The sequence below is a fragment of the Blautia sp. HCP3S3_B11 genome, assembly GCF_052064435.1.
Lineage (GTDB): Bacteria > Bacillota > Clostridia > Lachnospirales > Lachnospiraceae > Blautia_A.
The window spans coordinates 59,612-71,568 of sequence record NZ_JBQHVP010000010.1; the positions used below are offsets into that span (position 1 = coordinate 59,612).

Sequence of the window (11,957 nt, forward strand, 5' to 3'; positions counted from 1 at the left end):
TGCGTGGTGGATAAAGTTTTTATTTACATATTTTCTGAACCAAAAGACTGGTAAAACTATTGTAATGAATGATTTTCTTTAGTTGTTCAATACAGATGGACAAAACCAGTGAAATTGAAAGTAAAACCATTACGATTAACAGAGGGTATTTAAAGCTATAGGTAAAATCATAAAACCATACTTTGCGAATGTAATTGTGTATAATAAAAATATTAGCCGAATATGTTCCAAGGAATATAAGAAGCTGTCGCAAACCAGGAATTATAACTATAAATTCACAGCAAAAAGAAGCAAAAACAACTGGAATTACTGCATCCCAAAATGGATAGAGTATATCCATTAATGGACCCTGTCGTAGAACCATAAGAACAAATAGCAGTAAAAATTCTATGAAAAATTTTACAAGATGGTTCCATTTTTGTGATTTTATGATATCCCAATTCATAATTTTAACAATGGTATTGTTGTAAGCACATGAAACTCCAACTGCAATACATAAAAGATAACGCCAGAAATTATGATTTGGAATAGAAACTGTAAAATTGATGACTGCGATCAGCCCAAGAAAAGGAACAGTCCCTATCTTCCTGATAAGTAAGTAAAAACATGGTACCAGCAGAATGATCACAATTGCCAGACTGTAATACCAATAGGTACCTAAAAAAGTAGGTGTGTGTAAAAGCTGTGCAAGTCCCAGCATATCTAAAATAAAATATGCGATACATACAGGAAATGAAGTTCCATAAATTTCTGCAAAGCGCCATGGATCATAAAACAAAGCAAAAACGTCTACGAGCAGAAAAACCAAAATAAAACTGGCCAGAAGGCGGATCAGGCGGGAAAGTAATATGTTTCTGAGGTCTTTCTGAGTTTGCTCTGCAGAATCAAAATGACAGGAACTTTTTATTTTCCAGGTAATTCCATAGGCACTGATAAATGCAAAAATACATACACAAATCTTGAAAAAGAGAGCAACATAATTCCATATGTTTTCTGGAATGATAAACGTAACGGCCTGACCCTTATAGCGCGCCGGACCTAAAAAACAGTGGTGGCAGATCAGCATGACGATGGCAATTCCCTTAAGACAGAGAGATTCCTGACTGCCAAATGCATGAACTGATGAGGTAGTTGATTTTTTCATGATATACTCCAATATATTTTTTATGATATAAAATTTCCGGAGTGTGTTTGAAAAATACATGTGAACAGTAATGATGCCAGTGCCCATTTCGTGCCTGATAATAAAAAATCTTTGGCAAACTTATGATAAATCTTGCAAAATGGTATTTCAAACACACACAAATGTATTATATAATATATCTATTTCATTAGCAATATTGGAATTTCAATATTGTGTATTGGGGCTACGTTACTGAGAACGGAGTGAACAGTAACGGCTCCGGTTATCAGGTACGGAGTGAACAGTAACGGGTTCCGTTCTCAGTAAGAAATTTAGTACTTGACATTAAACCCTACTTTAATGATATGATTAATCAAATTAGAGTTTTACAAAGAAAAAAGGCGGTTATGAGTAAATTGCGAAAGTAGCTTATAAATATCCGCATGATAGTAACGAAGAGGAAAACAAGCAGGAGGTTTACACTATGGAAAATAAACTGGAACATTTAAAAGAATATCTGAAAGAACTCGGAAGCGTAGCGGTTGCTTTTTCAAGCGGCGTGGATTCTACTTTTCTGTTAAAGGTAGCGCATGATGTACTTGGGGACAAAGTAATCGCCATTACAGCCCAGTCATGTTCTTTCCCGAAAAGAGAACTGAATGAGGCGAAGGCATTCTGTGAGAAAGAGGGTATCAAACATGTGATCTGCCAGTCTGAAGAACTGGAGATTGAAGGATTTTCCCAGAATCCGCCAAACAGATGTTATTTATGTAAGAAAGAACTGTTCGAGAAGATTGGTGATATCGCAAAAGAAAACGGAATCAAGTATATTGCAGAAGGTTCTAATATGGACGACAATGGTGATTACAGACCAGGTCTGATCGCGGTAAAGGAACTCGGAGTTAAGAGCCCGTTACGTGAAGCGAAGCTCACGAAAGCGGAAATCAGAGAATATTCCAAAGAACTTGGACTTCCAACCTGGGATAAGCAGTCCTTTGCCTGTTTGTCGTCCAGATTTGTATATGGTGAGACGATCAGTGAGGAGAAACTTGGAATGGTTGAGAAAGCGGAGCAGCTTTTGCTAGACTATGGATTCCATCAGGTTCGTGTCCGTATTCATGGTCTTCTTGCCAGAATTGAGATTATGCCGGAGGAGTTTCCGAAACTTCTGAAAAAAGATGTTCGTGAAGATATTGCAAAGAAATTTAAAGAGTATGGATTTACTTATGTAACTATGGATATTTTAGGTTACCGTATGGGAAGTATGAACGAGACTCTCGAGAAAAAGTAATTGACAAATATCTCTGATATTATTACACTGAATACATAAAAAGGGCTGCTGCATATTTTTGTGGCCGCCCTTTTATATTATACGCAGATAGGAAAGACTGCAGCGGGCAGCCTTAAGGGTAAAAACAAATGACAGTAAAAGAGAGAGTAGCAGCACTTCGGGCACGAATGAAGGAGACAGGAATCGATGCTTATCTGGTTCCTACAGATGACTTTCATGGATCAGAATATGTCGGAGAATATTTCAAATGCAGGAAATATATCACCGGTTTTAACGGTTCTGCGGGAACTGCGGTGATCATGCAGGATATGGCAGGCTTATGGACAGATGGACGTTATTTTATCCAGGCAGCTAATCAGCTGGAAGGCAGCGGGATTGACTTATTTAAAATGGGTGAGCCGGAGGTTCTGACTGTCCATGAATTTCTGGAAAAGACGCTGACGAATGGGATGTGTCTGGGTTTTGACGGACGTACGGTCAGTGCGAAAGAGGCAGCAGAACTTGAACTGCTTCTTGGAAAAAAAGGTGTGTCCCTTGATGTAGATCATGACCTTGTCGGAGATATATGGGAAGATCGTCCGGCACTCTCCTGTGAACAGGTAATGGAACTGGATGTAAAATGGACGGGAGAGACACGTTCAGATAAATGTGCACGAATCCGTAAGGCAATGAAGGAGAAGGAAGCGGACGCGTTTGTACTGACTTCTCTGGATGATATTGCGTGGCTTTTAAATATTCGTGGAGGAGATGTGGAGTGTTGTCCGGTTGTTCTTTCTTACCTTATTATGACGGAGAAAGAAATTAAATTGTTCGCGAATGAGAAAGCATTCCCGGCAGAAGTATTGAACATATTGGCAGAGGATGGAGTTTCTCTCCTTCCTTATGACAGTATTTATGAATATGTCAAAGAATTTGAAAAAGATACAAAAGTTCTGTTATGTAAAAGAAAAGCAAACAGCCGTCTGGTAAGCAGCATTTCTTCTGACGCGACAATTCTGGATGAAGAAAATCTGACATTCCTTCCGAAGGCTATCAAGAATCCGACAGAGGTAGAGAATGAACGGATCGCTCATATTAAAGATGGAGTGGCAGTGACAAAATTTATCTACTGGCTGAAGAAAAATGTAGGAAAGATTCCGATTACTGAGATGAGTGCGGCAGATAAATTGTACAGTCTGCGTTCAGAACAGCAGAATTTTATTGATAATAGCTTTGATCCGATTATTTCTTATGGTGCTCATGCAGCAATCAATCATTACTTTGCCACACCTGAGACAGATATTCCGATTGAGCCAAGAAGCTTTGTGCTGGCAGATACAGGCGGCAACTATTATGAGGGAACAACTGACATTACACGTACAGTGGTAATGGGACCGGTCACAGAGGAACAGAAGATGTATTTTACGGCAGTACTTCGCGGAATGCTGAATCTTGGGGCTGCGAAATTCCGTTATGGATGTACCGGTGTGAATCTGGATTATCTGGCACGTGGTCCATTATGGGAACTTGGACAGGATTTTAATCATGGAACCGGCCATGGAGTCGGATATCTTCTGAATGTTCATGAAGGTCCGAATAGCTTCCGATGGAGAAATGTGCCGGGCGGCAACGCAGTCTTTGAAGAAGGAATGATCACTTCTGATGAACCTGGGTATTATGTGGAAGATGGATATGGAATCCGCCATGAGAATATGCTGGTATGCAAAAAGGCGGAGAAAACTTCTTATGGTCAGTTTATGTGCTTTGAATTTTTGACAATGGTTCCGTTTGATCTGGATGGTATTATTCCGGAACAGATGACTGCAAGGGAGAGAAAACTCCTGAATGATTACCATGCACAGGTGTATAAGAAGATATCTCCGTATCTGGAAAATGAAGAGAAAGAATGGCTGAAAGAAGCTACCAGAGCAATCTGATGAAATAGTTTCTTTTATATTACTGTTCACATGTCATTATCCCGCGAGGTGTTTTGGCATGAAAATGCCAAAATTCCGAGACATACAGCGCGAATTTATGCGATTAGCATAAATTAAGTTTGCGAAGCAAATGAACCTCCTTGGACTTTGCACAAGGAGGTTCATATTTCCTGCATCGCGAAGCGTGTTACTGAGAAGGAGTGAACAGTAACCCTTTTATTATTTACTCAGAAACTTTTGCGAACTGACTATTATACAGAGTATGGTAGAAACCACCTTTTGCAATCAATTCATCATGTGTTCCCTGTTCGATAATGCTTCCGTCTTTCATAACGAGGATCAGATCAGCATTTCGAATCGTAGAGAGACGGTGAGCTACGATAAAGCTTGTCCTTCCCTCCATCATTCGCTCAAACGCTTCCTGAATCTGTAATTCTGTTCTGGTATCGATACTGGAAGTTGCCTCATCCAGAATCAGCATCGGAGGCAGGCAGAGCATAACTCTTGTGATACATAACAGCTGTTTCTGACCCTGGCTTAAACTGTCCTCATTCAGCATAGTATCCAGTCCTTTAGGAAGACGCTGGATAAATTCCCAGCTGTGAGTAAGTTTAGCAGCCTCAATGATCTCGGTATCTGTAGCTTCTGGCTTTCCGATAGAAATATTATCGCGGACAGTTCCGTTCTTGATCCATGTCTCCTGCAGAACCATACCGTAACTGCTTCTGAGGGAATGACGGGTAATGTCTCTGATCGGTTTACCATCAACAGAAATAAATCCGCCGTTTACATCATAAAACCTCATCAGAAGATTGATAAACGTTGATTTTCCACATCCGGTAGGGCCTACGATGGCAACACGCATACCAGGTTTTACGTGGAGATTAAAGTCTTCAATCAATTTCTTTGACTCATCATAATGGAAAGAAACATTCTTGATATCTACTTCCCCTTTGACATTGTTTAATGTGTCAGAAGCCTCGGCAACTTCCGGTTCTTCTTCAAGCAGATCAAAGATTCTGCCAGCACATGCAAGAGCATTCTGAAGTTCAGTGACGACAGAGCTGATATCGTTAAATGGTTTCATATACTGGTTGGCATAGGAGAGAAGTACGGAAAGACCTCCGACTGTCAGCTTGCCGCCAGGAATAATGAATGCACCTGCCAAAGCTACACATGCGTAAATTACATTGTTTACGAAACGTGTGGACGGATTAGTAAGACTGCTGTAAAAAATAGCCTTCAGACTGCAGTCCTGTAATTCTTCGTTAAGCCTTGCAAAACGTTTGGAGGATTTTTCCTCATATCCAAAAGCCTGAACAACTTTCTGGTTTCCAATCATTTCTTCGATAAGAGCAGTCTGACGTCCGCGGGCATCACTCTGCTTTCTGAACATCTGGAAGGTATGGGAAGAAATAAATTTTGCTACCAGGAAGCTTAAAGGTGTCAGGACAATGACCATTAATGTGATCCAGAAGTTCTTGGAGAACATAAAGATCAATGTTCCGATAATAGTTACGATTCCTGAGAAAAGCTGTGTAAATCCAAGCAGCATACCGTCAGACAGGATATCCGTATCTGCGATAACGCGACTGATGATATCACCGGTGCTGTGTCCGTCAAGGTAGGAGAGTGGAAGTACCTGGATGTGGCGGATTGCTTTGGCACGGATATCTTTGACCGTCTGGTAGGTCATACGGTTATTGATTACGTTCATCAGCCATGTAGCTACGGAAGATAAGATAACCATAACAAGAATCCGTGACAGATAATACCACATCATCTCGAAGTTTACCTGATGTTCGGCAACTACCTGGTCAATGGCATTTCCAAACAGGATCGGTACATATAATTGTAAAATAACTGAAATTGCTGCCAGTACAATACTCAGGATCAGCAGGAAACGATATCTTCCGATAAAACGAAGTACCTTTAAGAAGGTTTCAGTACTTTTTCCTTTTGATGCATTGTTGGTTATTGATTTGCTCATACTGTCACCCCCGCTGTCATACCATCTGCAGATGCAGAGGCGTATTTTGCTCTCTCTTCAGGGAACTGGGAGAAATAGATCTCACGATAAGTATCACAGGTGCGCAGTAACTCGGCATGAGTGCCTTTTCCTGCAAGCGTTCCATTGTCAAGAACAAGGATCAGATCTGCCTGCTGAATACTGGAGGAACGCTGGGATACCAGGAAAGTGGTTACGTTCCAGTCAAGTCTGTTGAGAGATTTGCGAAGTGCCGCATCAGTGGCGAAGTCAAGAGCACTTGCGCTGTCATCCAAAATCAGAATCTCTGGTTTCTTTACCAGGGCGCGGGCAATAGTAAGTCGCTGTTTCTGTCCGCCGGAAAGGTTTTTACCGTTCTGTTCCAGCTCGAAATCAAGCTGTCCCGGTTTTCCTTCTACAACTTCTTTTCCCTGTGCAGTGGTAAGTGCCTGCCATAAATCTTTGTCAGTGGCATCCTCGCGGCCCCATTTCAGGTTATCACGGATCGTGCCTTTAAAAAGTGCTGCTTTCTGAGGGACAACACCGATTCTGGAACGAAGATCATTTTTGGTATAATTTTCAATATTCTGACCATCCAGAAGTACAGTTCCCTTGCTGGTATCATAGAATCTGGAAATCAGGTTTACCAATGTAGTCTTACCGCTTCCGGTACCACCAATGATGCCGACAGTCTGTCCTTTCTTTACAGAAAAACTGATATGGGAAAGGCTGGGAGCACCGGCTTTGCTGTATTCGAAAGTAACATCATCAAATACAACTACATTTTCGGAATTGTCAGCATTGTAAGAGGATGAAGCACTGATAGATTCTGCAACAGAACCTGGTTTCTGGACTGGTTTGTCAGAGTCAGATGTAGCGGTAGATGCAGCAGGATAATTCATAGTTGATTTTACTTTCAGGATATCTGCCACACGTCCTGCACATGCTGCTGATTTGTTTAAGGTAATGATCAGGGAAGCAAGTTTGATCAGTTCGACGATCATCTGGGCCATATAGTTGTAAAGCGCAACGACCTGTCCCTGCTGCATACCGCCTAAGTTTACCTCAACACCTGCTTTCTGGATCAGGATTACAGTGGCAATGTTGATCAGTACATAAGTAACCGGATTTAATAAAGCAGAAAGTCTTCCGACAAAGAGGTTTAACTTTGTCAATTCCTGATTACGTGAGTCAAATTCCTGAACTGCTTCTTTTTCACGACAGAATGCACGGATAACGCGGACACCGGTAAGGTTTTCCCTGGTAAGTCCAGTAACAGTATCCAGTTTTCCCTGTACCTTCTTAAATAAAGGAATACTGAGAAACATGATAACGAAGACAACCAGAAACAGAAATGGGATCGCAACAGCAAAAACCAGAGCACATTTAAAGTCAATGGTAAATGCCATAACCATGGATCCGAGTACGATGAACGGGCTCCGAAGAAGAAGACGAAGTCCCATGTTCAGACCATTCTGAATCTGATTGATATCGTCAGTCAGCCGGATAATCAGAGTATCTGTTCCCAGAGTGTCAAGTTCTGTAAAGGACAGACACTGTACGTGATCATAAACTGCCTGCCTTAATCTGGTGGCAAAACCTACGCTGGCTTTTGCGGCGAAAAACTGAGCCGTAATGCTGCAGGTAAGACCGAAAGCTGCCATTAAAATAAGAATAAAAAATCTCTGGATGATGTATCCGTTGTCATGGTTTGCAATACCCACGTCAATGATCTGGGCGATGATGACAGGTACGATCAGATCGAATACAACTTCCAGAAATTTAAAAAATGGCGCCAGAATGCTTTCTTTTTTGTAGTTCTTTAAATAAACTGCCAATGAACGCATTTTTTAATTCCTTCCTTTCCTTTTTATAAGATATCAGAGTTCCCAAATTACCAGACAGGTACGAATGACAGTTTCATTTTGGGCACTGATATCATAGTAATATTAATCTTCTCTTTATGAAAAATAATACAATCAAAAGTGTACCATTTGAGACTTTTTTGTCAATAAGAATGTAAGAAAAATGTATATATTTATCAATTGTAATATAGCGGATAAGAATTGTAAGAAAGAAAAATTTCTTGACTTTGAAAAAAGATATTATTACAATGCTTCATTATACAGCTTTATTTTGAATATCAAATTTTGGGCAAGAGATTTTCTGCTCATAACACCATAATATAATGAGGAAGAGAAGACTTATGCAGATTGTTGAGACATTTGGTCATTATGTTGAAAATTTGACTAACACAAAGCCAGAGTCCGCCCGCTGGCTGTTAAAAACGGGATGGGAAGCACAGAACCTGAAATTTCATTACATGCAGGATAAGAGACTGATGCCTGCAGACAGACATCTTGCAAATCTGATGATGGATACGATGTTGCATCCATTGCAGAAACCGGATGATTCTGTAATCGTAAGTATTTTTACACCCTGCGAAATGATGCAGGAGGTGGGATTACATCCATATAATGTAGAGGGATTTTCCTGCTATCTTTCTGCCAGCAAAGCGGAGAGAGGATTCTTGCAGCAGGCAGAGAATCAGGGAATCGCTGAAACCCTTTGCAGCTATCACAAAACATTCTTAGGAGCAGCGCAGAAAGAGCTTCTGCCGAAACCGAAATGTATTGTCTATACAAACTTGACCTGTGATGCAAATCTGCTGACGTTCCGTATACTGGCTGATTTTTACCAGGTACCGGCATTTGCCATTGATGTACCATGGCAGCAGAATGAGGAGAATGTGCAGTATGTGGCAGACCAGTTGAGAGACTTGAAAGTATTCCTGGAAAAACATACCAGCAAGACAATTTCAGAAGATGCATTGAAAAAGCGTCTTGCCAGTAGTAAGCGTACTCTGGAAAATTATAAAAAATATCAGCAGCTGCGTGCAGATAGATATGTACCGACAGATCTGGTTACACCACTGTATGCGGGAATGACGAATAATATTTTGCTTGGAACAGCAGAAGAAGAGAAATATACCCAGATGCTTCTTGAAGATATTAAGAAAGCGCCGGAAGCAAAAGGCAAACATATCTACTGGATGCACACGATCCCATTCTGGTCAGATGCAGTGCGCCAGGAGCTTTGTTTCAGTGAGAAGGCACAGATTGTGGGATGCGAACTGGCAGAGACTTGTGAGCCGGATTTTGACCCGGAGAAACCATTTGAAGCGATGGCGAGAAGAATGGTATATCATTCTCTGAATGGAAGCGCTCTGAGACGAATTGAAGCGGGAATCCGTCATGCAAAACAGGCAGGAGCAGACGGGGCAGTATGGTTTGGACACTGGGGCTGTAAACATACCCTTGGAGCTGCACAGCTTGCAAAGAAGAAATTTGAGGAAGCCGGCCTGCCACTTTTGATCCTGGACGGCGACGGCTGTGACAGAAGTCATGGAGGAGAAGGGCAGACTTCCACCAGACTGGGAGCTTTTCTGGAAATGCTGGGAGGTGCTGAAAATGAATAAAACTTATTATGTCTGTAAATATACGCCGATTGAACTTCTGGAGTCTCTTGGCGGAGAATGTGAGAATTTTAACCACATGCCGGATGGTTTCGATCTGGCTGATCAGGTTTCTCATCCGAATATCTGCGGATTTGGAAAAACTCTTCTGGAAGGAGTCATGGAAGGAAAAATCAAAGAGCTGGTTTTAGTAAGCTGCTGTGATACGATCCGAAGTGTATATGATATTCTTCTGGAAAGTGGAAAACTGGATTTTCTTTATATTCTGGATGTGCTTCACTGTGACAGCGCCTGTAGCAGGGAGCGAATGGCTGTTCAGTTGAAGGGTCTGGCAAAAGCTTATGCCAAATATAAAGGGACAGAATTTGATCCTGAGAAATTCTGCGCTGCTTTCCACGCGCCAGAGAAGTTTACAAAGCCGCATATTGCAGTGCTTGGTGCAAGAATGGGACAGGAACTATTTGAAATGACAAGTAAGGCAATGCCGCTTCCGGTAGAGAATGATACCTGCGTACATAACCGCTCAGTGGGAAATGTGCTGCCGCCACAAGGAGCTTCTTTTGATGAACTGATGGACTGGTATGCCGGAGAAATCCTGGGACAGATTCCATGTATGCGTATGATGGATCCTACAGGACGCAAGAAACTTTATAATGATCCATCCATAGCAGGAATTATCTATCATACTGTAAAGTTCTGTGATTTCTATAGCTTTGAATACGCAGATATCAAGAATCATACAGACGTACCTCTTTTGAAGATAGAATCAGATTATACCATTCAAAGCAGCGGTCAGCTTCTTACCAGACTGGAGGCTTTTGCAGAGAGTATTCAGCCGGAGACACTGGAGCAGACGACAGATGGAAACGCAAAAGGAGAGAAAAAAATGGGAAAAGGTTATTTTGCTGGAATTGACAGTGGTTCTACAAGTACAGATGTAGTTATTTTAAATAAAGAACATGAGATCGTTACAGGTATTATCCTGCCTACAGGCGCAGGTGCGGCTATTGGTGCGGACCGTGCGCTTTCAGAGGCATTAAATAAAGCCGGATTACAGAGAGAGGATATAGATGCTCTGGTTACGACTGGATATGGACGTACCGCGATCAAAAATGGCGATAAGAGTATCACTGAGATTACCTGTCATGCCAGAGGCGCACATTTCCTGAATCCGGAAGTCCGTACAGTTATTGATATTGGAGGACAGGACAGTAAAGTAATCCGTCTGGATGAAAACGGGGCAGTGGCCAACTTTGTTATGAATGATAAATGTGCAGCAGGAACCGGACGTTTTCTGGAAATGATGGCGCGTACCATGGAAATGAGTCTGGATCAGATGAGTGAGTGCGGCCTGGAATTTAAGGAAGACATTACGATTTCCAGTATGTGTACGGTATTTGCGGAATCTGAGGTTGTTTCTCTGATCGCGCAGAATAAGGCTGCCGATGATATCGTTCACGGACTGAATAAAGCGGTTGCTGTCAAAACTGCGGCTCTCACCAGACGTGTGGGTGGAGAAGAGAAATTCATGATGACAGGCGGAGTTTCCAAGAATAAAGGTCTGGTGAAGACACTGGAAGAGAAGCTTGGCACAAAACTGGTGATCAGTGATAAGGCGCAGCTTTGTGGTGCACTTGGTGCGGCTTTGTTTGCTGCTGATATGGTGAATGCATAGACTGTATTATTATAAAGTTATTTTTAAGACAAATTTTTATGAAAGTATTATAAAATCCCGGAATTTTAGATTTTATGCAAGCTGAAATTCTGGGATTTTTGCATGTGTTTCTATGAAATTTACGGAATATCACTTTAAATAGCCAGAAATTTTATTATTTTTTTATAAAAGTTTAATTTTCTATTGACGAGTTCAAAATTAAGGGATATAGTATATCACAGTAACAGCAAATTAACGAGGTGAAGTTTGCAGGAAAGAGGAAGCCGCACAATGGCTATACCCGCCGAAGGAGTAAAACTCTCAGGTTCCCTGGACGCAGGGAGGAACTGCAAATGGATCGTTTCTCTGGAGACACCCGTTAAGTCGGGGGCCGAAGGTGCAAATAACACGGATATGAATGGCTGACTGTCACACAGAATCAGCTAAAAATCAGTTATATCGTGTCTTGAATCTCTCAGGCAAAAGGACAGAGGATGCTTTATCATCCCCG

General features: G+C 41.5%; 7 protein-coding genes and 2 riboswitches. Of the genes, 4 read left to right on the forward strand and 3 right to left on the reverse strand.

The window, feature by feature from the left end:
* Nucleotides 1-19: 19 nt before the first annotated feature.
* Nucleotides 20-1,144 carry an acyltransferase family protein gene (locus tag ACTNC0_RS09520; RefSeq protein ID WP_441087183.1) on the reverse strand — a complete coding sequence of 375 codons (1,125 nt, stop codon included), beginning with the start codon at nucleotides 1,142-1,144 and terminating at the stop codon, nucleotides 20-22.
* A gap of 463 nt (nucleotides 1,145-1,607) precedes the next feature.
* Here ACTNC0_RS09520 and larE point away from each other — a divergent pair, with 463 nt between their 5' ends.
* Together larE and ACTNC0_RS09530 are read left to right on the forward strand one after the other, a co-directional pair.
* Complete coding sequence (gene larE / locus ACTNC0_RS09525) at nucleotides 1,608-2,414, forward strand: ATP-dependent sacrificial sulfur transferase LarE (RefSeq protein WP_441087184.1); 807 nt, start codon at nucleotides 1,608-1,610, stop codon at nucleotides 2,412-2,414.
* A 128-nt stretch (nucleotides 2,415-2,542) separates the two neighbouring features.
* The gene (locus ACTNC0_RS09530) at nucleotides 2,543-4,330 is read left to right on the forward strand and encodes an aminopeptidase P family protein (RefSeq protein WP_441087185.1); all 1,788 of its coding nucleotides are present in this window, start codon (nucleotides 2,543-2,545) and stop codon (nucleotides 4,328-4,330) included.
* 223 nt (nucleotides 4,331-4,553) lie between these two features.
* Here the strand turns inward: ACTNC0_RS09530 and ACTNC0_RS09535 are convergent, their stop codons facing one another.
* Both ACTNC0_RS09535 and ACTNC0_RS09540 read right to left on the reverse strand, forming a co-directional pair.
* Nucleotides 4,554-6,320, reverse strand: a complete 1,767-nt coding sequence (locus ACTNC0_RS09535; protein WP_441087186.1) for an ABC transporter ATP-binding protein — start codon at nucleotides 6,318-6,320, stop codon at nucleotides 4,554-4,556.
* Nucleotides 6,317-8,164 carry an ABC transporter ATP-binding protein gene (locus ACTNC0_RS09540; RefSeq protein ID WP_441087187.1) on the reverse strand — a complete coding sequence of 616 codons (1,848 nt, stop codon included), beginning with the start codon at nucleotides 8,162-8,164 and terminating at the stop codon, nucleotides 6,317-6,319. Before ACTNC0_RS09540 ends, ACTNC0_RS09535 begins: the two co-directional genes overlap by 4 nt.
* 359 nt (nucleotides 8,165-8,523) lie before the next feature.
* On the opposite strand from ACTNC0_RS09540, the gene ACTNC0_RS09545 reads away from it, so the two are divergent.
* Nucleotides 8,524-9,795: a 2-hydroxyacyl-CoA dehydratase subunit D gene (locus ACTNC0_RS09545; protein WP_441087188.1), complete on the forward strand. Its 1,272-nt coding sequence runs from the start codon at nucleotides 8,524-8,526 to the stop codon at nucleotides 9,793-9,795.
* Nucleotides 9,788-11,467: an acyl-CoA dehydratase activase gene (locus ACTNC0_RS09550; RefSeq protein WP_441087189.1), complete on the forward strand. Its 1,680-nt coding sequence runs from the start codon at nucleotides 9,788-9,790 to the stop codon at nucleotides 11,465-11,467. Before ACTNC0_RS09545 ends, ACTNC0_RS09550 begins: the two co-directional genes overlap by 8 nt.
* Nucleotides 11,468-11,706: 239 nt before the next feature.
* Nucleotides 11,707-11,793: riboswitch (glycine riboswitch) on the forward strand.
* A gap of 9 nt (nucleotides 11,794-11,802) precedes the next feature.
* Nucleotides 11,803-11,947, forward strand: a riboswitch (glycine riboswitch).
* Nucleotides 11,948-11,957 lie beyond the last annotated feature (10 nt).